The organism is Saccharomonospora glauca K62 (assembly GCF_000243395.2).
Taxonomy (GTDB): domain Bacteria; phylum Actinomycetota; class Actinomycetes; order Mycobacteriales; family Pseudonocardiaceae; genus Saccharomonospora; species Saccharomonospora glauca.
In genome coordinates, this window is record NZ_CM001484.1 from 2,110,001 (window position 1) to 2,135,678 (window position 25,678).

A 25,678-nucleotide genomic window follows, 5' to 3' on the forward strand; every position below is an offset into this window, starting at 1 on the left:
AAGTGCCACCGCGCAGTCGTTCGGACAAGGAGAAACCTGTGACAGGCGGGCTTACGGAACCGTTGGTCGTCGTACTCGGTGCGTCCGGCCTCGTGGGAACGGCGGTGGTGAGGGAGCTGTCGAGTCGTCCGGTGCGACTGCGGCTCGTGGGGCGCAGACCCATGACGGTGGCGGACGGTCGTCGGGCGAAGATCGAGGTCCGTCGGGCCGACCTCGCCGAGCCGGGTGCGGTGGCGGAGGCCGTCGCCGGTGCCGACGTGGTCGTGCACCTCGTGGCCCATACCGCGGGTTCCGCGACCTGGCGGGTCTCCTCGAACGACGAAATCGCCGAGCGGGTCAACCTCGGTCTGGTGCTCGATCTCATCGAGGCGTTCCGGACGCGTCCCGCGGGTGGTGAACCACCGATCGTCCTCTTCGCCGGTTCGATGTCGCAGTGCGGGAAAGCCGGCATCGACCGCATCGACGAGTCCATCCCGGACTTCCCCCTGACCACCTACGACCGTCACAAGATGGAGGCCGAGAACGCCCTCAAGGCCGCCACGGCCGACAACGTGGTGAGGGGTGTCGTCCTTCGCCTGGCGACGTTGTTCGGTCAGGGCACCGACTCCGCGACTCTGGACAAGGGGCTCGTCTCGACGATGATCCGGCGAGCGCTCGCCGGACTGCCGCTGACGATGTGGCACGACGGGAGCGTCACCAGGGACCTGGTCTGCAGCGACGACGTGGCCCGCGCGTTCGTCGCGGCGATGGACAACGCGGACGCCCTCGTGGGACGGCATTGGCTGGTGGGCACGGGACACGCCGTGTCGGTGAAGGAGTTGTTCGACCGGATCGCGGACACCGTCGCCGAGGTGACGGGGAGGCCGCGGGTCCCGGTGCTTCGGGTGGCTCCTCCGGATCATGCCAGCCCCACTGACTTCCTCGATTTCGCGCTGAATCCCACAGCGTTCCAAGAGGCGAGTGGGTGGAGAGCGACGATCAGATGGGACGAGGCTCTCGTTCGTACCGTGTCCGCCATCGCTTCCGGCGCCTCCGACACCTGAGGGAAGGACGAGCCGTGCGTGTCCTGTTCGCCACCTACGCCGAGAAGACTCACTTCCTGAGCATGGTGCCGCTGGCCTGGGCCCTGCGCTCGTCCGGACACGACGTCCGGGTCGCCAGCCAGCCGGAACTCGTCGACGTGATCACGGACGCGGGCTTGCCCGCCGTGCCGGTCGGGACCGATCACAACCTCTGGGTGGCGGTCCGACGACTTCTCAACGAGAGGTTCGCCCGCTTCGACCCCGAGGGGTACGCGGCGATGCGGATGGGGCGGACGCCGCCGTTCGATCTTCCCTCGGACCCCGGTCGGATCACTCCCGACTACTTGCGGGCGGCGGACGAGGACATGGCCGCGATGGCACGAATGATCAACTCCTCCATGGTCGACGACCTGGTGACGTTCGCCCGGCAGTGGCGGCCCGAGTTGGTGATCTGGGAACCGACTACGTACTGCGCGGCGATCGCGGCACGGGCGGTGGGGGCCACGCATGTCCGCTTCCTGTGGGGGCCGGACCACTACGGTGCAGTGCGTTCGAGCTTCCTGCGGGCGCGGCTGGATTGCGACGCGCTGGGCGGGTGGATCGGTGAACGGGCACATCGTCACGGCGTGTCGTTCTCCGAGGACCTGGTGACCGGACAGGCGACGCTGGACCAGTTGCCGCCGCCCCTGCGCAGGCGCGGTGAGCTCACCTACCTTCCGCTTCGCTACGTGCCGTACGGAGGCCGTGCCGTGGTGCCCGACTGGCTCCGGGATCGACCCGGACGTCGGCGGGTCGCATTGACCTTGGGGCTCAGCGCGACCGAGAGGTTCGACGGTTACGTGATTCCCGTCCCGGAGATCCTGCGGGCACTGGGCGACGTCGACGTCGAGGTGGTCGCCACGATCGCCGAATCGGAGCAGGCGAGTCTCGGGGAACTCCCCGACAACGTGCGGGTGGTGGCGTTCACGCCGCTGCACGCGTTGCTCTCCACGTGCGACGCCGTGATCCACCACGGGGGTGCGGGCACCGTGGCGACCACCACTCTGCTCGGGATTCCTCAGCTGGTGATCCCCGACCAGGGAGACGGGGAACACGCGGCACGCCGGTTGGCCGAACACGGAGCGGGATTGATGGTGCAACCCGGTGCCGCGGACGGCGCCACCGTCCGGGACGGGGTTTCCGCGTTGCTGGACGATCCCGCTTTCGCCGCGCGTGCCAAGGACCTGCGCGAGGACGTGCTGCGTCTTCCCCCGCCGAACGAGGTGGCCGATCGGCTGGTGCAAATCGCCGGAGCGGCGGGAGCCGGACAGCGAACGAGACGGACCGATGCGGAGGCGTGTTGATGACCGAAGACGACAGGAGCGGCGCCGGTGCAGCCCGTGAGCCGTACTCGAAGCGCGCGCGTGACGTGCCGAGCGGTGGTCTCGTCACGTTGCTCGGCAGCGACCAAGCCCGCACCGCGGTGGACCTCGCGACCGGGACTCCCGCCGCACCGAAACCGGCCGACCAGCTGGTCGACGCCGCGTGCTCCATGCTGCGAGCCGGAGTCCATCAGTACGAGGCTCCGGCGGGGAATGCCGAACTCCGGTCCCGGATCGCCGGATCCTTCACCACGCCGGCCGATCCGGACACCGAGATAACGGTCACCGTGGGAGGGACCGAGGCGCTGTTCGTGGCACTACTGTCCATTATAGACCCCGGTGACGAGGTCGTGATCTTCGACCCTTACTACGACAACTTCCTCGGGTCACTGGCCCTGGCCGGTGCGATCCCCCGATTCGTTCCCCTGCGAGCACCGGAATGGCGGTTCGACCCCGCCGAGCTCGCTGCCGCGTTCACCCCGCGCACGAAGGCGGTGCTCCTCAACACCCCACACAACCCCACCGGAAGGGTCCTCGATCGGGAGGAACTGGACCACCTCGCCGCGCTGTGCGAGAAGTGGGGCGCCTTGGTGATCAGTGACGAGGTGTATTCGGCCTACACCTACGACGACCACACGCACGTGTCCCTCGCGGACGTGCCGGCGCTGGCGCAGCGCAGCATCGTGGTCGGCAGCCTTTCGAAAAGTCATGCCTTGAGCGGGTGGCGGATGGGATTTCTGCGAGCCGCTCCGGAGCACACCCGTGTGCTCCGGCAGGTCCACATCGCGGTCACCGGAGGTACGGCGGCGCCCCTGCAGCGAGCCGTGGTGAATTCGGGGGTGCTGGAGCCGGGAGCGTGGCGGCCGGCGGACGAATTGCAGAAGGCCCGCGACCGGGTGATCGAGATCTTCTCCGGAATCGGGTTGAAGTGCTGTCGGCCGCAGGGAGGTTGCTACGTGATGGCCGACGTGCGTCCCGTGACGAACGGTGACTGTCATGATTTCGCCACGGCGTTGCTCGACCACGCCGGGGTTCTGGTGGTGCCGAGCACCGTGCTGTTCGCCGAGCCCGCCGACGGCAACGCGTACGTCCGTATCGCTTTCAACAAGTCCGAGACGTTGATCGAGGAAGCCGCCCGACGCATCGAACGCGCGCGGCGCACCTGGCCGTTGGCGACCGTGTGAGTCGCCGTCCCCTTTGTGTTCCCCAACCCGTCCGGAGGCAACTCGTGACCACCACCGACAACGGCCGCCGGGAGCTCTCGGTCGCTGATATGTTCAACTCCACCGTCGCGGCGGCCGCGCTCGGTGCCGCGTGGGAACTGGGAGCTTTGGACGAGCTCCACCGCGTGGGAGCCCTCGACGTCGACTCGTTCGCGACCGAGGGAGAACTCCATCTTCCTTCGGTCGAGGAGATGTTTCGCGCGCTGGCGTCGGTCGGGATCGTCGAGCGGGACAACCGCAAGGTCCGGCCCGGCCGGGCGTTCGCCGCGGCCTACCGGGCGAAGCCCCTCTTCTACTGGCTGTGGCAGGGCTCGGGCGAGTTGTTCGCCAGGATGCCCGCGTTGCTCCGTAACGCCAACCGCATCGGTACCTTCTACCACCGGGACGCCAAGGCGGTCAGCTACGCGAGCCGACAGGCCAACGCCACGTTCTTCGACCCGGTGTTCCGGCAGGCGATGAGGCCGCTCGAAGGCCGCTTCTCCACGGTCGTCGACCTCGGGTCGGGGAGCGGCGAGCGCGTGATCCAAATCGCGGAGGAGAATCCCGCCGTTCGGGCGTACGGGCTCGACATCGCCGACGAGGTCGTCGCGATGGCGAACGAGGAGGCCGAGAGGCGGGGGTTGGCCGACCGGGTCACATTCCTCACCGCCGACGTGCGCGAGCTGTCGCCTCGTCCCGAGTTCGCCGGGACGGAACTGCTCACCTGCTTCATGATGGGCCACGACCTGTGGCCGAGGGACGAGGCGATCGTTTCCCTGCGCAGACTGCGTGAGCTGTTCCCGAACGTCCGACGGTTCCTTCTGGGGGACACGGTGCGGACGGTCGGCATCCCCGACGAGGAGATTCCGGTCTTCACCCTCGGTTTCGAGCTCGGGCACACGTTGATGGGCCAGTACTTGCCCACGGCGGAGGAGTGGCGAGGGGTGTTCGCCGAGGGAGGATGGCGCTGCGTCGGTGAACACGGCAGCGACGTGTTGGCGGGCACGGTGGTGTTCGAGCTGGAGTGAAGGCCGTGTGACGTACTCGCCCGTGCGGGACCGGCTACCCCGCGGTGGGAACGACCAGGTCGTCGATCTGCGACATGGCCTCGCGCATGCCTTCCTCCATGCCCATCGTGAGCAGCTGTTCGAGCTGGTCGGCGCTGTCGAAACGTGACACCGTGGTCATGCGGGTGCCGGAGTCGGTGGGCTCCAGGGTCACCACGCAGTGGATGGTGGGCATGTCGGGGGAAGGTTCGCCGTTGTCGTCGGCGAAGCCGTCGTCGAACTCCAGGCGGTGGGGTGCCTCGATGGCGGTGATTCGCCACCAGCCGTGCGCCTTGTCGCCGTCGGGGCCCGTCATGTGGTAACGCGAACGACCGCCGACGGTGAAGTCGTGCTGCTCGAACGTCGCGGGCCAGGACGGAGGGCCCCACCAGCGTTCGAGTTGCCGCGGGTCCTCCCAGATCCGCCAGATCCGGTTGACGTCGGCCGGGAACTCGGCGACGAACGTGAGGGTCAGGGCTTCGGTGTCCTTGTGGACGTGGGTGACCGGCATTGCTGGCTCCTAGGTGTCGTCTTCGGATACGAGGTCGTCGATGGCTCGGACACGGTGACGCCAGAGTTCCTCGTACGTGTCGAGCAGACGCGCGGCCTTGCGCAGGGCGTCGAGGTTGCCGCGAACGAGCTGTTCCCTGCCGCGGCGTTGCTTAACCACCAGCGCCGCGCGTTCGAGCACGGCCACGTGTTTCTGTACCGCGGCGAAGCTCATGTCGTATCGACGCGCGAGCGAGGAGATCGACTGTTCCCGCTGCAGCACCGTTGCGACGATGTCGCGCCGGGTCGCGTCGGCGAGCCCGTGGAAGAGGCGGTTCGCCTCCGTGTCCCCGAGACCATCTACAACCATGTGGTTGTACGTTAGGCGTCGATGGGGCGGGGCGCAATTTCGGCGCTGAACGGCCGTCGGCGACCGTCGCCGCGCGTGGGCGGGCCCCCGTCGGGGTAGCACCGACTGAAGGTGCCGAGGACGACGCCACGGGCCTCGCCGTGGCGCGAGTCGACGGGGAGGAGCGAGCTGTGAGTACTCGCGCGGTGGACGAGATCTGGCAGGACTGGAACGACGCCGTCAACATGACGGCCGAGGAGCTGGAGGACTGGCTGGAGACCCCCGAGTCGCGCAGTGTCGGTGACAAGAGTGACGACGAGGAGTCGACGGGGCACCGGTCCGGGCGGCGCATCGTGCGGTTGCTGCGCACGAAGAAGAACGAGCTCGACGAGGACGACGCCGCCCACATGCGGAAGGTGGTCTCGTACGTGCACCGGCATCTCGCGCAACGTCCGGACGGCGACGTGTCGCACACGCCGTGGCGGTACTCGCTGATGAACTGGGGTCACGATCCGTTGAAGGACTGATCCGTCGCGCCGGACGCGGGGTGTGTCAATTGACGAGGCGCGGCGACCAAATAGTTAATTTGTGTACCAAAATGGTCCGGCGGTACTGTGACGGTGCTCATGGATTCCGTGGCCGGAGCGTGACCGACACTGGTCGAGAGGTGGTCGTCCTCTCGACGGAAGGGTCCGACGGTCAAAGCTCTCGTGGTGCTCGCCTTGGCGGTTGTCCGAGGTGTAAGCAATGTCGGGATGGTTGACCGACACTTCCGAATTCTCGCGCGAGACCTGGGTCACACTCCCCAAAAGTAGTAAATGTGTTTACTATGCAGGGGACGAGTGACCGCCACGGGTTCCGTGGTAACGCTCGCGTGGTGGCTTACAAGGAGGTTGGTCATGGCGTACTACCGTCGGGTGGGCGTGGTCCCGCCGAAACGGCACACGCAGCACCGCGATGAGGCCGGCAAGCTCTACTACGAGGAGCTGATGGGGGAGGAGGGCTTCTCGTCCGACTCCTCCCTGCTGTATCACCGCCACATTCCCTCGGCGATCGTGGATTCCCGGGTGTGGGAGCTGCCGGACCAGACCACCACGCCGAACCACCCGCTGCGGCCGCGGCATTTGAAGCTGCACGACCTGTTCCCCGGTGAGGGTTGGCGGGACACCGACGTGGTCACCGGGCGGCGGTTGGTGCTGGGCAACGCCGACGTCCGGCTGTCCTATGTGGTGGCCGGCACCGACTCGCCGTTGTACCGCAACGCCATCGGTGACGAGGTGGTGTACGTCGAGTCGGGTGAGGCGGTGGTGGAGACCGTCTTCGGCGCGTTGCCCGCCAAGCAGGGCGACTACGTGGTGCTGCCGAGGGCGACCACACACCGGTGGCTTCCCCGTGGCGAGCAGCCGCTGCGGGCGTATGTGATCGAGGCGAACAGCCATGTCGCGCCGCCGAAGCGTTACCTGTCGCGGTACGGCCAGTTCCTGGAGCACTCGCCGTACTGCGAACGCGACCTGCACGGACCGTCGGAGGTCCTGCTCGCCGAGGGCAGTGACGTCGAGGTGTACGTGAAGCATCGCGGCCCCGGAGGCATCGCGGGGTCGGTGATGGTGTATCCGCAGCACCCGTTCGACGTGGTCGGCTGGGACGGCTGCCTGTACCCGTACACGTTCAGCGTCTACGACTTCGAACCGATCACCGGCCGGGTGCACCAGCCGCCGCCCGTGCACCAGGTGTTCGAGGGCCACAACTTCGTGGTGTGCAACTTCGTGCCGCGCAAGGTGGACTACCACCCGAAGGCGATCCCCGTCCCGTACTACCACTCCAACGTGGACTCCGACGAGATCATGTTCTACTGCGGCGGTGACTACGAGGCCCGCAAGGGGTCGGGCATCGGCCAGGGATCGGTCTCGGTGCATCCGGGCGGGCATTCACACGGCCCGCAGCCGGGCGCGTACGAGCGCAGTATCGGGGTGGAGTTCTTCGACGAGCTCGCCGTCATGGTCGACACCTTCCGCCCGCTGGAGCTGGGTGAGGGCGGTCTGGCGTGCGAGGACCGGAACTACGCCTGGACCTGGGCCGGACGGGGACCGAAGCAGTGACCACGCCGGCTCTTCCCGCGTTCGCCCGAGGACTGTGCGACGACGCGGCGATCTTCCCGCCGGGGCTGGCGCCGCTGTCCGAGGCCGTCCCCGCGCACGTCCGACACGTCGGCTCGCCGTACGCCGAACTGGTCGGTCCGCTGGTCGTCTCGGCCGCGTCCCTGGAGGAGCTGGCGGGGCTGGTGCCCGTCGAGGACGGACACCAGCTCGACCTGGCGGTGACCCTGCCCGAGGGGCCGTCGGGGCTGCCCGAGGTGCTCGGGGCCGTCTCGGCGCTGCCGGTGCGCCTCCGCGCGCTGGAGGTGGCGGTGCCCGCTCCGATGACCGCGGCCGCTCTCGTCGAGGCCCTCGACGCGGCGGGCGTCGACGAGACCGTGGAGGTGTTCGTCGAGGTCCCGCGCGACGAACGCAGGCCGGAGATCATCGCCGCGTTGCCGGACACCCGGTACCGGGCGAAGTTCCGCACCGGCGGGGTGAAGGCCGAGCTGTATCCCGACGAGGCCGAGCTGGCCACGGCGATCGAGGCCGTCGTGGCCGCCGGTGTGCCGTACAAGGCGACCGCGGGCCTTCACCACGCCATCCGTAACACCGATCCGGAGACCGGTTTCGAGCAGCACGGGTTCCTCAATCTGCTGCTGGCCACCGACGCCGCGCTGCGCGGTGCGGACACCGACGAGCTGGTGCGCCTTCTCGCCGACCGCGACGGCGCGGCGATCGCCGCGCGCGTGGCGGCCCTGCCCGAGGAGAGGGTGCTCGCCACACGAGCGGCCTTCCGTTCGTTCGGAACGTGCAGCATCAGCGACCCGCTCACCGAGCTGATCGCGCTGGGGCTGCTGCCGGAATCGGTGTCGCCCACCTACGAAAGGACCGTATGACCACCATCGAGATCCCCGACGGTTCGCCGTTCGGGCCGAACAACCTGCCCTACGGCGTGTTCTCCACCCCCGGCACCGCGCCTCGGGTGGGCGTCCGGGTGGGAGACTTCGTCGTCGACCTCGCCGCGGCACTCGGCGACGACGTGTTCGCCCGGCCGTCGCTGAACGCCTTCATGGCGCAGGGCCACGCGCGCTGGGTGGAGGTGCGCGAGCGGATCGTCGAGCTCGTCTCCGGCGACGTGCCCGATGCGGCCGTCCACGCCGTCGGGGACGTGACACTCCACCTGCCGGTGGAGGTCGGCGACTACGTCGACTTCTACGCCTCGGAACACCACGCCACCAACCTCGGCAAGCTGTTCCGGCCCGGTTCCCCGCCGCTGATGCCGAACTGGAAGCACCTTCCCGTCGGCTACCACGGACGTGCGGGCACCGTGATCCCGTCCGGGATCGACATCGTGCGCCCGTGCGGTCAGCGCAAGGCTCCCGATCAGGACACCCCCACGTTCGGGGAGAGCCGGCGACTGGACATCGAGGCCGAGCTGGGCTTCATCGTGGGCACCGGCTCGGAACTCGGGACCCCCGTGTCGACCGACGAGTTCGCCGAGCGGGTGTTCGGCGTGGTCGTCCTCAACGACTGGTCGGCGCGTGACATTCAGGCGTGGGAGTACGTGCCGCTCGGTCCGTTCCTCGGCAAGAGCTTCGCCACCTCCGTCTCGCCGTGGGTGGTGCCGCTGCTCGCCCTGGAGGCGGCCAGGGTCCCCACCCCGACGCAGAACCCGGAGCCGCTTCCTTATCTGAAGGAGACCTCGCCGTGGGGACTGGACATCGAGCTGGAGGTGGAGCTGAACGGCCAGGTCGTCAGCCGCCCGCCGTACCGGGAGATGTACTGGTCGCCCGCGCAGATGCTGGCGCACCTGACGGTCAACGGGGCGTCCACGCGCACCGGTGACCTGTTCGCCTCCGGCACGATCTCCGGGCCCGAACGCGATCAGCGCGGCGCCTTCATCGAGATCACCTGGGGAGGCCGGGAGCCACTGTCGGTGGGCGGGGAGGAACGGACGTTTTTGCAGGACGGCGACGAGGTCGTTCTCCGGGCCACCGCCCCCGGCGTGGGCGGCGGCCGGATCTCCTTCGGTGAGGTCCGCACGCGCATCCTGCCCGCGAAGGGACGGGAGAAGTGACGAACAAGGTGGTCGCCACCGCCGCCGAGGCGGTGGCGGACATCCCCAGTGGCGCGTCGTTGGCGGTCGGCGGATTCGGGTTGTGCGGCATCCCGGACACGTTGATCGCCGCTCTCGCGCAAGGGGAGGCCACCGACCTGGAGGTGTTCTCCAACAACTGCGGCGTCGACGGCCAAGGCCTCGGCGTCCTGCTGGAGGCCGGACGCATCCGCAGGGTCACCGCCTCCTACGTCGGGGAAAACAAGGAGTTCGCCCGCCAGTATCTTGCCGGCGAGCTGGAGGTGGAGCTGACCCCGCAGGGCACACTCGCCGAACGACTGCGTGCGGGCGGCGCGGGCATCCCCGCGTTCTACACGCCCGCGGGCGTCGGAACGCCCGTCGGGGACGGGGGCTTGCCGTGGCGGTACGACGCCGAGGGCAACGTCGTGGTGGCCTCGCCCCCGAAGGAGGTCCGGGAGTTCGACGGCAAACGGTACTTGCTGGAGAAGGCGATCGTCGCCGACTTCGCGTTGGTGCACGCCGAGGTCGGGGACACGCACGGGAACCTGGTCTTCAACAAGACCGCGATGAACTTCAACCCCCTCGCCGCGATGGCGGGGCGGATCACCATCGCGGAGGTGGAACGGTTGGTGGAACCGGGCGAACTCGACCCCGCGCGAGTGCACCTGCCCGGAGTCTTCGTCCAGCGCATCGTCCACACCGGACCTCAGGACAAGCGGATCGAGAAGCGCACCGTGCGCCGGGCTGAGGAGGGCTCGCGGCCATGACCGACACGACCGCCGGGTGGTCCCGACGGGAGATGGCAGCCAGGGCCGCGAGGGAACTGCGGCCCGGCGAGTACGTCAATCTCGGGATCGGACTGCCCACGTTGATCCCCAACCACCTGCCCGAGGGCGTGGACGTGGTGCTGCACAGCGAGAACGGGATCCTGGGCACGGGTCCGTACCCGCTGGAGGACGAGGTCGACGCCGATCTGATCAACGCGGGGAAGGAGACGGTGACGGTGAACCCCGGCGCCGCCTACTTCGATTCCGCGTTGTCGTTCGGCATGATCCGGGGCGGACACATCGACACGGCGGTGCTGGGCGGCATGCAGGTGTCCGTCACAGGTGACCTGGCGAACTGGATGGTGCCCGGCAAGATGGTCAAGGGCATGGGCGGTGCGATGGACCTCGTGCACGGTGCCCGCCGGGTCATCGTGCTGATGGAACACACTGCCAAGGACGGCAGTCCGAAAATCCTCACCGAGTGCACGCTGCCGCTGACGGGCGAACGCGTCGTGCAGCGGATCATCACGAACCTGGCCGTGCTAGACGTCGAGGATGTCCCCGAGGGTGGGTTGGTGCTCCGGGAACTCGCCCCCGGCGTGACCACCGACCAGGTGGTCGCCGCCACCGGAGCGCCCGTCATGATCTGACCCGCCCCGCCTCGACGAAGGCCCACCCGGCGGAAGCCGCCGGGTGGGCCTTTCTTTCGGGGGGCGGGGAGAGGGAGAGTCAGCTTTCGACTTCGTCGAGATCGATGCCCCGCGATTCCCGGCTCGTCGCCACCGCCACGAACGTGATCGCCATCGTGATCACCAGGTACGCGATGACCGCGCCCACCCCGAAGTTCTCGATGAGCCACACGGCGATGAATGGGGCGGGAGCACCCGCGAAGATCGACGACCCCTGGAACACCAGCGAGGAACCCGCGTAGCGGTAGCGCGTGGGGAACAGCTCGGTGATCCACGCGGCCTCGGGGCCCGCGAGCATGCCGTGGAAGAACGCGCCCACGCACACCCCGACCCACAGCAGGGGCACGCTTTCGAAGTGCACCAGCCAGAAGAAGACCGGTGCCCACGCGATCAGCACGCCGGTCGGGACCAGCATCGCCTTCTTGCGGCCGACGCGGTCGGACCACGCGCCTCCGCCGATCATGCCGACGAACTGGAACACCGACGCGAAGGTGACCGCCAGTGTCACGTCACCACGGTCGAAGTCGAAGTACGAGGTGGCATAGGCGATGACGAACGTCGTGTAGACGTAGAACGCGATGTTCTCGCCCAGCCGTTGTCCGAGGCCGTGCAGCACCTGACGCGGCCGCCGCAGCGCGAGCACGATGCTCGACTTCTTCTGCTTCTCGGCGGATTTCCGCGCCGCCTGGTCCTGCGCCCGGCGGAACACCGGCGATTCCTCGACGCCGCGACGGACCCAGAAGCCGATCACCAGCAGCGGAATGGCCAAAAGGAACGCCACGCGCCAACCCCACGACTCGAACGCGGCGTCGGTGGTGCTCATGGACAGCACGGTGATCACCAGGGTGGCCAGGACGGTGCCCGCGGGAGCACCGGCCTGCGGCCACGAGGCCCAGAAACCACGACGTTTGGGCTCACCGTACTCGCTGACGAGCAGCACGGCGGCACCGAACTCCCCACCGAGTGCGAAGCCCTGGATCAGCCGCAGCAGCACCAGCAGGACCGTGGCCATGATGCCGATGTCGTGGTAGGTCGGGAGCAACCCGATGGCCGCCGTCGCCGTGCCCAGGAGCAGGAATGTCACCACGAGCATGGGTTTACGGCCGAATCGGTCGCCGAGGTGGCCGAACACGACGCCGCCCAAGGGGCGGGCGACGAACCCGAGCCCCTGGGTCGCCAGCGCCATCAGCAGACTGGTGATGCCGTTGTCGTTCGGGAAGAACAGCGGGCCGAGCACCGTGGCCGCGAGCACGCCGTAGATGGCGAAGTCGTACCACTCCAGCAAGGCACCGGCCATGCTGCCGGTCAGCACCCGCTTGAACATGCGCGAGGTCGTGGGACCACCGCTCCCGCCGGCGCCGGTGGGGATTGAGTCAACGGCTGATGCCACCTGAGGTTCCTTTCACCTACTGTGCGGGCCGCCCCTTTGCGGCCCGGAGTCCGGGGGTGGGAGGTCGCGCGGTGTGCCGTCGCGCGGCGGGTCCGCCTTCACCGCGCGACCTCTCGGACGACGTCACAGCTCAAGCGTCAGCGTGTCGCCACAGGCGCGGGAGCAGCACGTCATCAGCTTGTTGTTGAGTGCTCGTTCCGACTTGGTGAGCACCATGTCGCGGTGGTCGATCTCGCCGGAGACGACACCGACCTCACAGGTGCCGCACAAGCCTTCCTCGCAGTCGCTCGGCACGTCGATGTTGGCGGCGCGCAGCGCGGCGAGGACGGTCTGGTCCGGGGCGACCCGGACGGTGATGCCGGAATCGGCCAGTTTGAGGTCGAAGGCGTGTTCCTTCTCGGGATCGAGTTCGCCCAGATCGCTGGAGAAGTGCTCCACGCGTAGCGACTCCTCGGGCCAGTGCGTGGTGGCGTCGGCGAGCGCGTCGAGCAGGCGTTGCGGCCCGCAGGCATAGACCTTGGTGTCCTCGCGGGGCTCGGCCAGCAGCGACGCGACGTCGAGGCGGGTGCCCTCGTCGGAGACGTGCAGCACGAGTCGATCCCCGTGGTCGCGCACGACGCGGTCGAGCATCGCCATCGCACCGCGGGAGGAACCGCAGTAGTGGAACTCGTACTCCTTGCCCTCGCGGCGGGCGTGGTCGGCCATCGCCAGGATGGGGGTGATGCCGATGCCGCCGGCGACGAAGAGGTAGCGCGGTGCGTCGGGGTCCAATTTGAAGTGATTACGCGGCCCACGCATCTGCAGGGTGCTACCGACTCTCAGGTTCTCGTGCACGAAGCGGGAGCCGCCTCGACTCTCGGGGTCCTTCAGCACCGCGATCTGGTAGGCCGAGCGATCGTCCGGGTCCCCGCACAGCGAGTACTGGCGCGAAAGATCGCCGAGTTCGAGGTCGACGTGCGAGCCGGGGGACCACTTCGGCAGCGGCCTGCCGTGGACGTCGGCGAGCGTGATCCGCACGATGTCGTCGGTCTCGCGGGCGATGTCGCGCACCGTCATCGTGCGGGTGATGGAGCGTTTGGACGGTTGCCCGATCTTGATCTTGAGCTTCCGGTCGAGAATCTCGGGGTTGGTCCGCTCGGGATTCTTCGCCGGGTCCCACTGCACCCACAGCTGTTGCGGGCCCCGAAACGAGGTGTTGGGCAGGTAGGTGAACTCCTGGTCCGGCACCAACTCCAGGTGCGGTAGCCGGGTGGTGAGCTCCTCCAGGAAGATCTGGATCTCCATGCGGGCGAGGTTCTTGCCCATGCACTGGTGTGCCCCGTATCCGAAGCTCAGGTGGTCGCTGGCGTTCTCGCGGCGGATGTCGAGTTCGTCGGGGTTGTCGAAGAATCGTTCGTCGTGGTTGGCGGAGGTGTTGACGATCAACAGCTTGCCGCCCTTGGGGATCTCGACGTCACCGATCTTGGTGTCCTTCGTGGCCACGCGACGCCACGCGATGATCGAACCGGAGAACCGCAGGCACTCCTCGACGGTGTTGGGGATCAGATTCGGGTCGTCGCAGATCTCTTCCCAGAGCGTCCGGTGTTCCAGCAGGAGTTTGATGGCGTTGGTGGCGGCGAGCGCGGTGGTCTCGTGAGCGGCCACGATCCCGGCCATCATCATCGAGTGCAGGTAGGAGTCGGTGATGATGTCGGGCATCTCGGGCTGGAGCCGGATGCCGTACTGCATCCATCCCGGCCCCGAGGGGTCCTCGCGCATCTTGTCGAGGATCTTGCCCGCGTACTGCCAGAACTTACCGACGTTCTCGGCGATCGCGACCTGTTCCTCCGGGGCGGGACGGCCCCAGGTGTTCAGGGTGTGGGCCACGGAGTACCGGCGCAGGGTCTCGTGGTCCTCCTCGGGGACACCGAGGAAGTGCAGGGCGACCGTCAGCGGGACCTCGTAGAGCATCTCGTCGACGAGTTCGGCCCTGCCGTTGTTGATGAAGCGATCGACATGCTCGCGCACCAGGCGGCGCACCATCGGCTCGTGGTGAGCCAGGGCCGGAGGGGTGAAGGGCTCCATCAGCGCGCGGCGCCGGGGCATGTGCGCGGGTTCGTCCTCGTTGACGAGCGTGCGGTCCATCGCGTAGTCGTACTTGGCGAGTACCGCGTTCGCCTCGTCGCCGAACGGGGTGATCTTCTCCAGCGCGTTGGCGGGCGAGAACGTGATGTTGTCGCGGAAGACCGCTTTCACGTCCTCGTACCGGGTGACCACCCAGTAACCCAGCTTGGGGCTGTAGAACACCGGCTCCTCGTCGCGGGACCAGCGCAGCGAACTCGGAGGGTCTTGCTGGTAGGGCCCGGTGAACGGATCGAAGGCGGCCGCGTTGGCCGAGACGGGACATCCCGTGGGGCTGAGCCGGGAGTGGTCGACGGGGCAACCGGTGGCCTTCGCGCCCTTTCCTTGGTCGGTGGCAGTGGCCGACTCCGCGCCCATAAGACTCCCTCCATACAGCGTTGTACAGGGTTTTTACTTTTATCGAACACATCTGTTCGGTATTAGATACCGAGGGAGCCTAAGACGGCCCGACACGACGGTCAAGGCATTGTTCGTGCGCCACCGTCGTCTCGATGCCGAGTCGTAGCGGAGGGCGACGGTTCAGGTAGCGAGGGTGTTCTTGTGGATGTGGCCGTCCTTGATGATCACGCGCAGATTGGTGTCGGGATCGCCGAGGAGGCCGAGGTCTCGCGTCGGATCGCCCTCGACCAGCAGCATGTCGGCCCACGCGCCCTCGGCGATCACGCCGAGGTGGTTGTGGTGGGGAGCCTCGGCGCCCTCGGTGCCCGTGGGGATCTGGTAGGGATCACGAGGACCCGAGAGCCGGAACAACTCGGCGTTGCCCGAGGTGGCGATCTTCAGGCCCTCCATCGAGCTGCCGCAGAGCGTGGCCAGGCGGGTCAACATCTCGCTCTGCCTGCCGCTCTTGTTCGGGGCCAACATCAGGTCGGTACCGAAGGCAACCTTCACGCCGTGCTTCAGCGCCCACTCGAACGTCCGCCGGACACCCGCGCACACCCGACGGTTCTTCTCGGCCGACTCCGGATCGGGATAGCTGTGGTCGTCCTCGACGAACGGTTGCGTGCTCAGCCAGACGCCGTGGTCGGCCATGTACTTGATGTCGTCCTCACCCGCCAGTTGCCCGTGCTCGATCACCGCGACCCCGGCGTCGACCGCCCGCCTGATGCCCCGTCCCGTGTAGACGTGCACGCACACGTAGGTGCCCCAGTCGGTGGCCGCCTCGACCGCGGCACGCATCTCGTCGGCGGTGAACTGCAGGACGTCCAGCGGGTCGTAGGCCGAGGCGACCCCGCCCCCGGCCATCAACTTGATCTGGGACGCACCGCGCTTGAGCTGTTCCCGAACCGCGGCGAGGACCTGTGCCCGTCCGTTCGCGACCCGCATGGCCCCGAGTTCCTCGGCGCGGGCCTGGGTTCCGCCGAGCACGGTGGGCCGGTCGTAGACCATGCCGAAGTCGCCGTGCCCGGCGGTCTGTGAGATGCCCGCCTGGCTCGGATAGATCCGGGGCCCCGGCAGCACACCGGCGTCGATCAGCCGTTTCAGATCGGCCGTGTCCCCGGCCATGTCGCGGATGGTGGTGAACCCCCGTAGCAGCATCGCCCGTGCCTCGGCGGCGGCCGTGAGGTAGCTGAGCCCGGTACCCCCGGCGAGCAAGGCGGTGGAGGTGGCCCCGATCAGCATCACGTGCGCGTGGGCGTCACTGAGTCCCGGAATCAGGGTTCGGCCACCCGCGTCGATCACGACGTCGGCGTCGGTCGACGCGGGTTCGCCCGAGCCGACGTGCACGATCTTGCGGCCCTCGACCCTCACGTGCCCGGTCCGCACCTCGTCGTTCACGCCGTCGAAGATGCGCGCGTTGCGGATGAGGATGCTCGACCGTTGTTCTCCCGGCATGGCGTGCCCTCCGTGCTCAGTCCTCGATCCGTACGTCGCGGACGCCGGGAACCGTGCGCACCAGGCTGGTCACCACGTGTCGTTCGGCGGTGTCGGTGAACTCGCCCCTGACGACCGCGACGTTGTCGGTCACCTCCACCGACCACTGCCTCCGGTGTCCGCTGTAGGCGTCGAGGACCTCCTGCGCGTACGACGTCACGATGTCGTCCGGCCGCACGAGCGGACGCAACACGTCCCGGCGGCTTACGATGCCGACGAGCACCCCGTCCTCCGCCACCGGCAGGCTTCGCCGCCGATCGGTGAGCATGAGCCGGGCGACGTCGGCGACGTCGGTGTTCGGCGACACGACCTCCACGGGACTCGTCATCACCTCACCGACCCGCGGGGAGGACACGCCGGGATCGCCCTTCGCCCGCTCCGCGGCGCGGAGCGCGTCGCCCTCGGTCATCAGCCCGACCACGTGCTGTTCGGCGTCGACCACGGGCAGACTGGCGAAGCCACCCTCGGTCAGTTTCACGACCGCGTCCACCAACAGTGAGTCGGCCGTCGTCGTCACGACGGGCCTCGACATGATGTCGGACGCCTGCATGCCGCCACCCCTCCCTGTCCGTGCCTCGGATCAGCTTTCCCGTCCCCGCCCCCGTCGTCGAAGGGACTTAGGTCCCGAAGACCGAGGCGCACCCGCGCCGACACCACCGGGCCTCACCCCGGAGCGACGCGGTGGAGCGCCAGCGCGTCCCAGCGATGCACCACGGCGTCCGTCGGCGCGCACACCAGCCGCCCCACCCGCGGGCGAGGACCGGACGGTGCTTCCTCACCGCGGAGCCGGGCCTCCACGAAGGAACGCAGCCGTTCGCCGCAGCGCCGGTAGAAGCGCAACTGGGTGCGACGGCCGAACAGCTTCCATCCCAGGAGCGTGACGCGCCCCAAGGTCGGCGCGCCCTGCGAGTAGCTGGACACCACGAACTCCACCGCACCCGAACGTCGGTGCTTCACCACCTCGTAGGTGACCTTGCCCCGCTCCAGGTGGCCGTCCAACGTCTCGTACGCCCACCCCCAGGACCTGTCCCCGTTGTCGCGGGTCTCGTCGACCACGGCGGTGATCCGAACACCGCAGTAGAAGTGCATCAGGTGGAACCGGGCCTCCAACAGCATGTTCCGGCCGAGGAGCGGGGTCGCGGGGTCGTACACCGCGCGCACGATCTCCGGCGGTGAGAACTCGTAGTCCCGCACCAGCCGACAGGCCAGCTCCCACGACCCGCCCGGTTCGGGAGCACCCGGCCGTTCCGCGGGCAGATCGCAGCGATGGGTGTCGATGTTCCACGCCGGGCGGCGTACCTCGTCGACCGAGTAGTTGATGTCCGCGTCGGCGAGGTCTCGCCATACCCGCGCGGTGTCCAGGCGGCCGAAGACCCAGTCGCGCGTGGGAGTCACTCGACGTCCCGTAGCGATTCGCCGATCAACCACATCGTCGGCGGCCAGAGCCCCACGAAGAGCGCCCGCCGCTCGGCGTTGCCCCGCTGGGACTGGTCCACCGTCTTGGCGCGTACCCACAGCCCGACACACAGCGAGATCGTGAACAGCGACGCCACGTGGAAGTGGATGCTGCGCAGACCTGCTCGGTGCAGTAACCGAATCACCATGTGCCCTCCTCATCGGCTTGTGTCGGCGCGCCCGGCGCGGGTACTCGGTCTGTACCCGTTTCTCGTCGTTCATCGACCTGGAGGACGCCGATGTCGCGATCTCGGCGAGCGGTCACCGTGGTCACGCGGTGGTTGGTGGGGATCGCGCTCGTCACCTGGCGCTACCTTTGGGAGACCACTCCGCTGTACCGGTACGAGTGCCCCGGCGACGACCGGGACGGTCCGCCCCCGATCCCGCCCGAGGTGGTGGACGACGGCGCGCAGTTGGTCACCGACGGCCACGGTCCGTTCTTCCATCGGCGGTTCGGCGTCCGTATCGCGGACGCCGACCTCACCGCCGAACGCCTCATCGACCGCGTCGTCCACGACTTCAAACACTTCGTGCCCACCGAGGTGGTCGACATCCACTCCGGCGGGAGCACGGGCAAGGGACTCGATGTCGGTGACGAACTCCTGGTGGAGATGCCGGGGCCGTGGAACGGCCCGGTGCGGGTGGCGCATCGGGACGCCACGTCGTTGCGGCTGGTGACCCTGCGCGGGCATCTGGAGGCGGGACAGGTGCAGTTCAGCGCTCACGAGGACGGCCCGGACCTGGTGTTCGAGATCGAGCTGTGGGCCCGGCCCGCCAGCCGCCTCGTGCACCTGCTCTACTCCCGGCTGCGGCTGGCCAAGGAGGTGCAGCTCAACATGTGGGTGCGGTTCTGCCTGGCCGCGGTCGAGACGTCCGGGGGACGGCTGCTCGACGGAGTGCGCATCGACACCCGCCGGTGCGAGCCCGCCGTGGCGGGGTGCTGAAGGCCCGGCCAATCCCCGGTGCGCGGGAGGACGTCAGTAGTCGTCGCGGCCGGTGAACTGTTCCTCCAGGAGTTCGGCGGAGCCGGTCACCAATTCCAGCGGATCGACGAACTCGTTGATGTCGAGGTTGATCAAGGGCAGGGAGTGCCGCAGGACGAGATGCTCTCCCATGAGCACGAGTCCGCCGACCACGATGGTATTGCCGATCTCGGTGAGCACTTCCCGGAGGTCGACCTGATCGACGCGGGCGAACGGCGTCGCGATCTGGACCCATTCCTCCTTGCGGTCGAGGATCTCCCTGGCGATGACCACGACCTGTGCCCGGTCGTCGTCGTAGGAGAGTCGGATTCGGATCTCGTCCGGCTCCTCCCGGACCACGTGATAACTCTGGCGGATGTAGGCAGCCAGGTCGTCCCACGTCGCCATCCGGACTCCTTCCCCCAGTGCGTCGACGGGCTTACGGCGCCCGGTGATCGAGACTAGCGCGTCCGGGGGCAAGATCGGGGCGTGAAACGTCGCTTTCTCGCTCTGCCCCTGGCGGTCGCGCTGAGTGCCTGTACCGCAGAGCCGGAGCCGCCCGCGCCACCCCCGACGCCGTCGGAAACCTCCACGGCGCCCACCTGCCCGGACAGCGGGGTGCGCGTGTCGGTGGGCGTGGAGGAGGCGGCGATGGGGGTGCGGGTGCTCGGTCTCGACCTCATCAACTGTGGTGACGAGCCCTACCACCTCGACGGCTACCCGTCGTTGCGGGTGCTCGACGCCGAGGGAAAGCCGTTGGACGTCCGGGTCCGGCACGGTGCGGAGGGGATCGCCACCATCGACAGGTTCGAGGAACCGCCCGAGCCGCTGACCCTGCGGCCGGGCGACGGGGCCGGGGCACACGTCGTGTGGCGCAACACCACCACGAGCGGTACCCCGGCGGTCGGCGACACGTTGGTGCTCGCGCCCGTGGCGGGCCGGCCGTGGCAGCCCGTGGAGCTGGACGACCGGTTCCCGCACGGATTGCACCTCGATCTGGGTGACACGGGCACGCTCGGGGTGAGTGCGTGGCGCCGATGACGAGGCGACCGGAGGTCAGTGGGCCGGGTCGACCTCCAACTCCTCGGCCGCGTGGTCGCCGTGGGATTCGGCGGGGGCGCCGCGACGGACGAACAGGGCCGTGACCACCGCGGCGATCGCGACGCAGCCGGCCGCGACGAACGCGGTGTGGAGCCCGTCGGCGTCGGGACTCACGGCGTCGGGGGCGCTGCCCAGCGCGGCCACGGTGACGAAGACGGCCGTGCCCAGGGCGCCGGCGACCTGCTGCAGCGTGGACAGGATCGCGCTGCCGTGGGAGTGCAGGTGATCGGGCAGCACGCCCAGCGACTCGGTCATCAGCGGGGTCATCATCAGCGACAGCCCCACCATGAACACGACGTGGATGCCGATCACGAACGTGAGCGGGGACGACGGGCCGAGCGTGGTGAACAACCACAACGCCGTGGCCATCGCGATCGCGCCGGGGAGCACGAGGGGACGCGGCCCGAGCCGGTCGTACAACGCCCCCACCGGACGTCCCAGGAACCCGAGGATCAGCCCTCCGGGCAGCACCGCGAGCCCGCTGACGAACGTGGTGGTGCCCAGCACCGTCTGCAGGTAGAGCGGCAGCATGATCGAGCCGACGCCCAACAGACAGATGAACAGCAGACCGGCCAAGGTCACGCCGAGCACGAAGTTGCGGTACGTGAACGGCCGCAGGTCGAGCAGGGCTCGGTCGTCGCGTTGCAGGCGGAGCTGCCGGTAGGTGAACGTGGTGAGCGCGGCGACGCCGACCACGACGGGCACCCAGGGCGGCAGCGTGTGCGTGCCGCCACCCGATTCGCCGATCGAGGCGAGGCCGTAGAGGAGGCCGCCGAACCCGAGCGCGGACAGCAGCACCGACACGACGTCGAGCGGTACCTTCCTGGTGTGGCTGTCCAGGTGGAACCGAGCCGCGCCCACGGTCAGGGCGATCACCGCCAACGGCAGCACGAGCCAGAACATCCAGCGCCAGCCCAGGGACGACAGCAGGGCGCCGCCGATGGTGGGGCCCACGGCCGGGGCGACGGCGATGACGATGGTGATCGTGCCCATCGTCGCGCCCCGCCGCTCGGGCGGTACGAGGCGCATCACCGAGGTCATGAGCAGCGGCACCATCACGGCGGTCCCGCAGGCCTGCACCACTCGACCGACCAGCAGGACGCCGAAGCCGGGGGCCAGGGCACTGAGCAACGTGCCGGTGCTGAACAGGCTCAGCGACGCCAGGAAGATGTGTCGAGGGGTGAAGCGTTCGAGCAGGAAACCGGTCATCGGGATGACGACCGCCATCGTCAACAGGAACCCGCTGGTCAACCACTGCACCGTGGTGGTGGTGACTCCCAACTCGACGGTCAGGTCGCGGAGCGCGACACTCAGGATCGTCTCGTTGAGAATCATGACGAACGCCGAGGTGACCAACACCGCGATCAACGCGTTGTTCCGGGCGGTGGGATCGCGGTCGGGCGCCCCCGGTCTCGGGCGTGCTCTGTCAGTCATGAAGATGGCAACCTTGTCACACGAGTAGGTTCGCGACGGGACTGGTGGAGACGCCGGAACGAAACACGGTGTCACGGCACTGACTCCCCCGATCATCGAGCCTAGCCCGGACGGACGAGCGGCAGCGACGTATTTTCCGCTCGCCCGTCGTGGTCTTCGTCCCAGCGGCACCGACTCCTCACCAGCAGCCGACGTCGAGGTGACGCCGACCACCACGCCGCTCGTCACCTCGTCGGGGACGGGGAACGCACACGAGCGCGTCGTGGTCGGTGAGCGGCGACGTCAGGAGAGCGAGGTCGGCGGCGTCCGCCCGTACGGACGTGGCGGCCGGTGGTGTGGACCCGCCGCCACGGAAACGGCTGTGGCCGTGTGCCCACGGGTGCTCGCCTCGTCGGCCACCCGCGAGCCGACCGTTCCCGTGGAGCCGAGGCCGAGCGGCCTCATCGCTCGGCCTTTTCCACCGGGGCGTCGCCGAGGGGAGAGCGGGTGCGGGGTGTCCACTGCCCGGCCGTGACGGCCACGAGGGCGAGGGCGAAGCCGACGAGCTGGACGCTTCCCAACGTCTGGTGCAGGACCAGGGCCCCGAGCAGCGCGGCGACGACCGGCGAGAGCGGGCTCAACAGCGCGACCGACGTGACGGGCAGCGTGGCGAGGCCGCGGAACCACACGACGTAGGCGAGGAGTCCACCGACGAGCCCCAGCCAGAGGTAGCCGAGGACGGCGGGGCCGTCGACGGAGGACGGGACGCCTTCGACGACGAGAGTGACGGGAAGGAGGAACAGACCACCGCTGGTGAGCAACCACGAGGCGAACGCGGTGGGGCTCACGTCGTCCGGTCGGCCCCACCGCTTCGTGAGGATGACACCGACCGCCATGCTCACCGCACTGCCCAGTGCCGCGAGCACGCCGACGAGGTCGAACGCCGCCGCCTCCGGGCGCAGCACCACCATCGCCACCCCGGCGACACCGGCGACCGCCCACGCGACCCGCCAGACCGGCGGTCGTTCGCGGAGCACCGGAATGGCCAGGACCACGACGATCAGGGGCTGGGTCGCGCCCAGGATGGCCGCCACGCCGCCGGGCAGCCGCTCGGCGGCGACGAACAGCAGCGGGAAGAACAGGCCGATGTTGAGGACGCCGAGTACCGCCGCGCGGGTCCACCACACACCACGCGGCAGTGTACGGGCCAGCGCGAGTCCGAGGAGTCCGGCGGGAAGGGCGCGCACGAGGGAGTCGAAGAGCGGATGGCCCCTGGGCAACCATTCCGTGGTCACCACGTAGGTCGTGCCCCACACCACGGGGGCCAACGCCGTGCTCGCAAGGTGTCTCGCCCGGCCGGAGCGGGCCGGGGAGGAAAGCAGCTGACTGGTCATGCCCTCAGTCTTCGGGCTGTTGATCAATGAGTCCAACACATCATTGTGATCACATCGATCGTGTTCGATCATGAATAGATGGAATTGCAGCAACTGCGATACGTACTCGCCGTGGCGGAGACGAGGAGTTTCACCAGGGCTGCCGAGCGATGCCACGTGGTGCAGTCGGCACTGAGCCACCAGATCGCGCGTCTGGAGCGGGAACTGGGTGGTCGCTTGTTCGAGCGGACCAGTCGCCGGGTTCGGCTCACCGCCGCGGGAGAGGCGTTCCTGCCCGCGGCGCGCCAGTGTCTCGACGCCGCCGAGCGGGCGGCGGCCGCCGTCGCGGCCGCGCTCGGGGAGGTGCGCGGACAGTTGAACGTGGGGGTAATCCCCACCGTCGCGGCCGTCGACCTGCCGTCCCTGCTCAAGGAGTTCCGGATGCGCTACCCGAAGGCACGGGTCGCGCTGCGCGTGGGAAGCAGCCCGGAACTCGCAGAGCAGGTGAGGCGGGCCGAACTCGACCTCGCCTTCCTCGGACTTCCCGCCACCACCGAACCGCGAGGAGTCGAGGTGCACGAGTTCGGCCGCGATCGGCACGTCGCCGTGGTCGCCCCGGGGCATCCCCTCGCCGAGGCCGAGGAGATCGAACTGAGTCGGCTCGCCTCGGAGGTCTTCGTCGACTTCCCGGCCGGCTCGGCGGGCCGTGCGCAGTCCGACCTGGCCTTCGAGGCCGCCGGTATCGACCGGGAGGTCGCGCTGGAGGTCGGCGCGGTCGACATCATGGTCGAGCTGGTGCGGCGGGGACTCGGCGTGACGATGCTTCCCTCGACGTTCGTCACCGGATTGAGCGGGATCGCCACGATCCCGGTGAGCGACGCCCCGCAACGCGTCGAGTATCTGGTGTGGAGCCGTTCCGAGCCGAGGCCCGCCGCCACGGCGTTCCTCGGTCTGCTCGGCCTGCCCACCGGTTCGTGAACGTCGGACGGTCGTTTTGCCGGAACAGCAAGAAAGTTGGTCGACGGCACCGCCGGAGTCCCACCCTGGGTTCATGACGACGCATCGCCATGAACCCGACCAACGTTCCACGGCGCGGTACTGGGACGACTTCTACGCCGAGAAGGACACCGTGTGGAGCGGCAAACCCAACGAACTGCTCGTGCGGCAGGTGGCGGACCTGCCGCCCGGCACCGCGCTCGACCTCGGTTGCGGCGAGGGAGGCGATGCCCTCTGGCTCGCCGAACGCGGCTGGCGCGTCACCGCCGTGGACGTGTCGGACGTGGCGTTGCGACGTGGGGCCGCGCACGCGGTGGCGGCCGGGGTCGCCTCCCGGATCACCTGGCAACGTCACGACCTCGCCGAGTCGTTTCCCGAGGGCACGTTCGACCTGGTGTCCGCGCAGTTCCTGCACTCCCCGGTCGCCGAGGAGGGCGAGCGCGAGAGCGTGCTGCGGCGGGCCACCTCCGCCGTCGCGCCCGGTGGAGTGCTGCTTATCGGCAGCCACGCCGGATGGCCGTCGTGGGTGACCTCGCCTCCGTTCGAGTACCGGTTCCCGACCGTGCGCGAGATCGTGGACGCGCTGCGCCTGCCGCCTCGCGGCTGGACCGTGGAGGTCGCCGAACTCGTCGAGACCGAGTTGCCCGACCCCGAGGGTGGACCCGGTCACCGCACCGACAGCGTGGTGCGGGTGCGCCGCCTCTAGTCCGGGGTCCCTCCCGCGTGGCGGCCCCGTCGCGCGCATTGTCCGCTTTCCCGATCTCGGGTCAAGGGTGCTGGCAAAACTCTGCCGACGACCGGGCGCAAAACCGGCGGAATTCGTACACTTCGGACGCCGAAGCGGAGAGCGAGACGGACTGGGAGCGATTTGTGTGCGCATCGTGTGACGGCGTGGACCGGACAGACCAGGAGTCACGAGGCGACGGACTGTCCCGGCGGGCGTTGCTGATGGGTACGGGACTCGGGATCGGACTCGGTGTCCTGGGGCTCGGTCTACCCGTCGCGCGGGCCGCGACGGCCCGGAACGGGGCGTGGTGCAATCCCGCGCTCGGATACTTCCCCAACGGCGGTCACTTCGGTGCTCCCAGGGGCGGGGCGTCACACGCGGGACAGGACGTCACGAACTCCACCGGCACGGCCGTGTACGCGGCGGCGGCGGGCACGGTGATCCGTCGCCAGTGGGGCGGTGGGCTCGCCGGGCGTACCGGCAACGGGATCGTCATCTCCCACGGCGGGAACCTCTACACCTACTACGGACACCTCAACGCCTACCGGGTGTCGCTGAACCAGAAGGTGTCGGCCGGACAGCGCATCGGCGACATGGGGGCCACGGGCAACGTCACCGGTCCACACCTGCATTTCGAGACCCACGCCGGCGGACTCGGCGCGGTGGTCGACCCGGTGACGTTCATGTCCGCCCGCGGGGTCGACCTCGGTGGCGGGTGGCCGAGCCTCGACCCCGGCGCGAGCGGCCAGCGCGTGCGGGTGATCCAGCACCTGCTCAACCAGCGTGGACACGGCCTGGTGGTGGACGGTTCGTTCGGCTCGGTCACCACGAGCGCCGTGAAGCGTTTCCAGAGCGCGAGTGGCCTGGTCTCCGACGGTCAGGTGGGGCCGAAGACGTGGCCGAAACTCGTCTACTCGCTGCAGCAGGGCGCGAACGGACACCACGTGAGGGGACTGCAGACGGCGTTGAACAAACGCGGTGCGGGGCTCGTCGTCGACGGCGACTTCGGGTCCGTCACCAACACCGCCGTCCGCAACTTCCAAAGTGTCAACCGCTTGGTCGTCGACGGACTCGCGGGCGCGATCACCTGGCGGGCACTCGTCGGCTGATCGTCCGGAACGGACGAATCGGGGGCCACCACGACTCGATGGTGGCCCCCCGACGGGCCGGTCCCGACTTTCGAGGGTT

General features: G+C 68.7%; 26 protein-coding genes. 15 read left to right on the forward strand and 11 right to left on the reverse strand.

Annotation, left to right across the window (positions count from 1 at the left end):
- Positions 1 to 38: 38 nt before the first annotated feature.
- Genes SACGLDRAFT_RS10035 through SACGLDRAFT_RS10050 form a run of 4 tightly spaced genes read left to right on the forward strand, consistent with a single transcriptional unit; the run spans position 39 to position 4,613 of the window.
- Positions 39 to 1,043, forward strand: a complete 1,005-nt coding sequence (locus SACGLDRAFT_RS10035) for an NAD-dependent epimerase/dehydratase family protein (protein ID WP_005464225.1) — start codon at positions 39 to 41, stop codon at positions 1,041 to 1,043.
- A gap of 14 nt (positions 1,044 to 1,057) precedes the next feature.
- Positions 1,058 to 2,365, forward strand: coding sequence for an activator-dependent family glycosyltransferase (locus SACGLDRAFT_RS10040; protein WP_005464226.1), 1,308 nt, complete (start codon positions 1,058 to 1,060; stop codon positions 2,363 to 2,365).
- Entirely contained in the window at positions 2,365 to 3,567 is a 1,203-nt protein-coding gene (locus tag SACGLDRAFT_RS10045) for a pyridoxal phosphate-dependent aminotransferase (RefSeq protein ID WP_005464227.1), read from the forward strand. Before SACGLDRAFT_RS10040 ends, SACGLDRAFT_RS10045 begins: the two co-directional genes overlap by 1 nt.
- 44 nt (positions 3,568 to 3,611) lie before the next feature.
- Positions 3,612 to 4,613: an SAM-dependent methyltransferase gene (locus SACGLDRAFT_RS10050; protein ID WP_005464228.1), complete on the forward strand. Its 1,002-nt coding sequence runs from the start codon at positions 3,612 to 3,614 to the stop codon at positions 4,611 to 4,613.
- Between the two features lie 34 nt (positions 4,614 to 4,647).
- On the opposite strand, the gene SACGLDRAFT_RS10055 is transcribed toward SACGLDRAFT_RS10050, so the two are convergent.
- Entirely contained in the window at positions 4,648 to 5,142 is a 495-nt protein-coding gene (locus tag SACGLDRAFT_RS10055) for an SRPBCC family protein (RefSeq protein WP_005464229.1), read from the reverse strand.
- A gap of 9 nt (positions 5,143 to 5,151) precedes the next feature.
- Positions 5,152 to 5,490: an ArsR/SmtB family transcription factor gene (locus SACGLDRAFT_RS10060; RefSeq protein WP_005464233.1), complete on the reverse strand. Its 339-nt coding sequence runs from the start codon at positions 5,488 to 5,490 to the stop codon at positions 5,152 to 5,154.
- A 170-nt stretch (positions 5,491 to 5,660) separates the two neighbouring features.
- On the opposite strand from SACGLDRAFT_RS10060, the gene SACGLDRAFT_RS10065 reads away from it, so the two are divergent.
- The 6 genes from SACGLDRAFT_RS10065 to SACGLDRAFT_RS10090 all read left to right on the forward strand — a co-directional run bounded on the left by SACGLDRAFT_RS10065 (position 5,661) and on the right by SACGLDRAFT_RS10090 (position 11,041).
- Complete coding sequence (locus SACGLDRAFT_RS10065; RefSeq protein ID WP_005464235.1) at positions 5,661 to 5,996, forward strand: DUF3140 domain-containing protein; 336 nt, start codon at positions 5,661 to 5,663, stop codon at positions 5,994 to 5,996.
- A 372-nt stretch (positions 5,997 to 6,368) separates the two neighbouring features.
- The gene (locus SACGLDRAFT_RS10070; protein ID WP_005464237.1) at positions 6,369 to 7,568 is read left to right on the forward strand and encodes a homogentisate 1,2-dioxygenase; all 1,200 of its coding nucleotides are present in this window, start codon (positions 6,369 to 6,371) and stop codon (positions 7,566 to 7,568) included.
- Positions 7,565 to 8,443 carry a hypothetical protein gene (locus tag SACGLDRAFT_RS10075; protein ID WP_040918885.1) on the forward strand — a complete coding sequence of 293 codons (879 nt, stop codon included), beginning with the start codon at positions 7,565 to 7,567 and terminating at the stop codon, positions 8,441 to 8,443. The genes SACGLDRAFT_RS10070 and SACGLDRAFT_RS10075 overlap by 4 nt, the downstream gene beginning before the upstream one ends.
- Positions 8,440 to 9,624, forward strand: a complete 1,185-nt coding sequence (gene fahA, locus SACGLDRAFT_RS10080) for a fumarylacetoacetase (RefSeq protein WP_005464240.1) — start codon at positions 8,440 to 8,442, stop codon at positions 9,622 to 9,624. The genes SACGLDRAFT_RS10075 and fahA overlap by 4 nt, the downstream gene beginning before the upstream one ends.
- Positions 9,621 to 10,391, forward strand: a complete 771-nt coding sequence (locus tag SACGLDRAFT_RS10085) for a CoA transferase subunit A (RefSeq protein ID WP_005464241.1) — start codon at positions 9,621 to 9,623, stop codon at positions 10,389 to 10,391. The genes fahA and SACGLDRAFT_RS10085 overlap by 4 nt, the downstream gene beginning before the upstream one ends.
- Positions 10,388 to 11,041, forward strand: coding sequence for a 3-oxoacid CoA-transferase subunit B (locus tag SACGLDRAFT_RS10090; RefSeq protein ID WP_005464243.1), 654 nt, complete (start codon positions 10,388 to 10,390; stop codon positions 11,039 to 11,041). Before SACGLDRAFT_RS10085 ends, SACGLDRAFT_RS10090 begins: the two co-directional genes overlap by 4 nt.
- Positions 11,042 to 11,120: 79 nt before the next feature.
- Here the strand turns inward: SACGLDRAFT_RS10090 and SACGLDRAFT_RS10095 are convergent, their stop codons facing one another.
- From SACGLDRAFT_RS10095 to SACGLDRAFT_RS10120, 6 genes are all read right to left on the reverse strand, one after another.
- The gene (locus SACGLDRAFT_RS10095) at positions 11,121 to 12,470 is read right to left on the reverse strand and encodes an MFS transporter (protein WP_005464245.1); all 1,350 of its coding nucleotides are present in this window, start codon (positions 12,468 to 12,470) and stop codon (positions 11,121 to 11,123) included.
- Positions 12,471 to 12,593: 123 nt separating this feature from the next.
- Positions 12,594 to 14,948: a cytochrome P450/oxidoreductase gene (locus tag SACGLDRAFT_RS10100; RefSeq protein ID WP_005464247.1), complete on the reverse strand. Its 2,355-nt coding sequence runs from the start codon at positions 14,946 to 14,948 to the stop codon at positions 12,594 to 12,596.
- A 162-nt stretch (positions 14,949 to 15,110) separates the two neighbouring features.
- A complete protein-coding gene (locus SACGLDRAFT_RS10105; RefSeq protein ID WP_005464249.1) occupies positions 15,111 to 16,424 on the reverse strand; it encodes a metal-dependent hydrolase family protein in 1,314 nt (437 codons plus the stop codon).
- A gap of 16 nt (positions 16,425 to 16,440) precedes the next feature.
- On the reverse strand, positions 16,441 to 17,013 hold the full coding sequence (locus tag SACGLDRAFT_RS10110; protein ID WP_005464251.1) for a CBS domain-containing protein: 573 nt from the start codon (positions 17,011 to 17,013) through the stop codon (positions 16,441 to 16,443).
- A gap of 113 nt (positions 17,014 to 17,126) precedes the next feature.
- The gene (locus SACGLDRAFT_RS10115; RefSeq protein ID WP_005464253.1) at positions 17,127 to 17,858 is read right to left on the reverse strand and encodes a DUF1990 family protein; all 732 of its coding nucleotides are present in this window, start codon (positions 17,856 to 17,858) and stop codon (positions 17,127 to 17,129) included.
- Positions 17,855 to 18,067 (reverse strand): hypothetical protein, encoded by a 213-nt coding sequence (locus tag SACGLDRAFT_RS10120; protein WP_005464255.1) that lies wholly within the window; start codon positions 18,065 to 18,067, stop codon positions 17,855 to 17,857. The genes SACGLDRAFT_RS10115 and SACGLDRAFT_RS10120 overlap by 4 nt, the downstream gene beginning before the upstream one ends.
- Before the next feature lie 90 nt (positions 18,068 to 18,157).
- Between SACGLDRAFT_RS10120 and SACGLDRAFT_RS10125 the strand changes: the two genes are divergently transcribed.
- Positions 18,158 to 18,862: a DUF1990 family protein gene (locus SACGLDRAFT_RS10125; RefSeq protein ID WP_005464257.1), complete on the forward strand. Its 705-nt coding sequence runs from the start codon at positions 18,158 to 18,160 to the stop codon at positions 18,860 to 18,862.
- Between the two features lie 33 nt (positions 18,863 to 18,895).
- Here the strand turns inward: SACGLDRAFT_RS10125 and SACGLDRAFT_RS10130 are convergent, their stop codons facing one another.
- Complete coding sequence (locus SACGLDRAFT_RS10130) at positions 18,896 to 19,288, reverse strand: hypothetical protein (protein ID WP_005464260.1); 393 nt, start codon at positions 19,286 to 19,288, stop codon at positions 18,896 to 18,898.
- Positions 19,289 to 19,369: 81 nt separating this feature from the next.
- On the opposite strand from SACGLDRAFT_RS10130, the gene SACGLDRAFT_RS10135 reads away from it, so the two are divergent.
- Positions 19,370 to 19,921 carry a DUF4232 domain-containing protein gene (locus tag SACGLDRAFT_RS10135; protein WP_005464262.1) on the forward strand — a complete coding sequence of 184 codons (552 nt, stop codon included), beginning with the start codon at positions 19,370 to 19,372 and terminating at the stop codon, positions 19,919 to 19,921.
- A gap of 15 nt (positions 19,922 to 19,936) precedes the next feature.
- Here SACGLDRAFT_RS10135 and SACGLDRAFT_RS10140 read toward each other — a convergent pair whose 3' ends face one another.
- Both SACGLDRAFT_RS10140 and SACGLDRAFT_RS10145 read right to left on the reverse strand, forming a co-directional pair.
- Entirely contained in the window at positions 19,937 to 21,415 is a 1,479-nt protein-coding gene (locus tag SACGLDRAFT_RS10140) for an MDR family MFS transporter (protein ID WP_005464263.1), read from the reverse strand.
- Between the two features lie 440 nt (positions 21,416 to 21,855).
- Positions 21,856 to 22,788: an EamA family transporter gene (locus SACGLDRAFT_RS10145; protein WP_040919829.1), complete on the reverse strand. Its 933-nt coding sequence runs from the start codon at positions 22,786 to 22,788 to the stop codon at positions 21,856 to 21,858.
- 78 nt (positions 22,789 to 22,866) lie between these two features.
- On the opposite strand from SACGLDRAFT_RS10145, the gene SACGLDRAFT_RS10150 reads away from it, so the two are divergent.
- The 3 genes from SACGLDRAFT_RS10150 (at position 22,867) to SACGLDRAFT_RS22920 (ending at position 25,599) form a co-directional block, all read left to right on the forward strand.
- A complete protein-coding gene (locus SACGLDRAFT_RS10150; protein WP_005464266.1) occupies positions 22,867 to 23,745 on the forward strand; it encodes a LysR family transcriptional regulator in 879 nt (292 codons plus the stop codon).
- Positions 23,746 to 23,818: 73 nt separating this feature from the next.
- A complete protein-coding gene (locus tag SACGLDRAFT_RS10155) occupies positions 23,819 to 24,469 on the forward strand; it encodes a class I SAM-dependent methyltransferase (protein WP_005464267.1) in 651 nt (216 codons plus the stop codon).
- Positions 24,470 to 24,633: 164 nt separating this feature from the next.
- Positions 24,634 to 25,599: a peptidoglycan-binding protein gene (locus SACGLDRAFT_RS22920; RefSeq protein WP_005464268.1), complete on the forward strand. Its 966-nt coding sequence runs from the start codon at positions 24,634 to 24,636 to the stop codon at positions 25,597 to 25,599.
- Positions 25,600 to 25,678 lie beyond the last annotated feature (79 nt).

What these genes read in the sequence shown, in the direction of transcription:
- SACGLDRAFT_RS10045 (WP_005464227.1), top strand. Translation starts at nt 2,365, where the DNA reads ATGACCGAAGACGACAGGAGCGGCGCCGGTGCAGCCCGTGAGCCGTAC.
- SACGLDRAFT_RS10055 (WP_005464229.1), bottom strand. Translation starts at nt 5,142, where the DNA reads ATGCCGGTCACCCACGTCCACAAGGACACCGAAGCCCTGACCCTCACG.
- SACGLDRAFT_RS10060 (WP_005464233.1), bottom strand. Translation starts at nt 5,490, where the DNA reads ATGGTTGTAGATGGTCTCGGGGACACGGAGGCGAACCGCCTCTTCCAC.
- SACGLDRAFT_RS10070 (WP_005464237.1), top strand. Translation starts at nt 6,369, where the DNA reads ATGGCGTACTACCGTCGGGTGGGCGTGGTCCCGCCGAAACGGCACACG.
- fahA (WP_005464240.1), top strand. Translation starts at nt 8,440, where the DNA reads ATGACCACCATCGAGATCCCCGACGGTTCGCCGTTCGGGCCGAACAAC.
- SACGLDRAFT_RS10090 (WP_005464243.1), top strand. Translation starts at nt 10,388, where the DNA reads ATGACCGACACGACCGCCGGGTGGTCCCGACGGGAGATGGCAGCCAGG.
- SACGLDRAFT_RS10100 (WP_005464247.1), bottom strand. Translation starts at nt 14,948, where the DNA reads ATGGGCGCGGAGTCGGCCACTGCCACCGACCAAGGAAAGGGCGCGAAG.
- SACGLDRAFT_RS10105 (WP_005464249.1), bottom strand. Translation starts at nt 16,424, where the DNA reads ATGCCGGGAGAACAACGGTCGAGCATCCTCATCCGCAACGCGCGCATC.
- SACGLDRAFT_RS10110 (WP_005464251.1), bottom strand. Translation starts at nt 17,013, where the DNA reads ATGCAGGCGTCCGACATCATGTCGAGGCCCGTCGTGACGACGACGGCC.
- SACGLDRAFT_RS10120 (WP_005464255.1), bottom strand. Translation starts at nt 18,067, where the DNA reads ATGGTGATTCGGTTACTGCACCGAGCAGGTCTGCGCAGCATCCACTTC.
- SACGLDRAFT_RS10125 (WP_005464257.1), top strand. Translation starts at nt 18,158, where the DNA reads ATGTCGCGATCTCGGCGAGCGGTCACCGTGGTCACGCGGTGGTTGGTG.
- SACGLDRAFT_RS10130 (WP_005464260.1), bottom strand. Translation starts at nt 19,288, where the DNA reads ATGGCGACGTGGGACGACCTGGCTGCCTACATCCGCCAGAGTTATCAC.
- SACGLDRAFT_RS10140 (WP_005464263.1), bottom strand. Translation starts at nt 21,415, where the DNA reads ATGACTGACAGAGCACGCCCGAGACCGGGGGCGCCCGACCGCGATCCC.
- SACGLDRAFT_RS10145 (WP_040919829.1), bottom strand. Translation starts at nt 22,788, where the DNA reads ATGACCAGTCAGCTGCTTTCCTCCCCGGCCCGCTCCGGCCGGGCGAGA.
- SACGLDRAFT_RS10150 (WP_005464266.1), top strand. Translation starts at nt 22,867, where the DNA reads ATGGAATTGCAGCAACTGCGATACGTACTCGCCGTGGCGGAGACGAGG.
- SACGLDRAFT_RS10155 (WP_005464267.1), top strand. Translation starts at nt 23,819, where the DNA reads ATGACGACGCATCGCCATGAACCCGACCAACGTTCCACGGCGCGGTAC.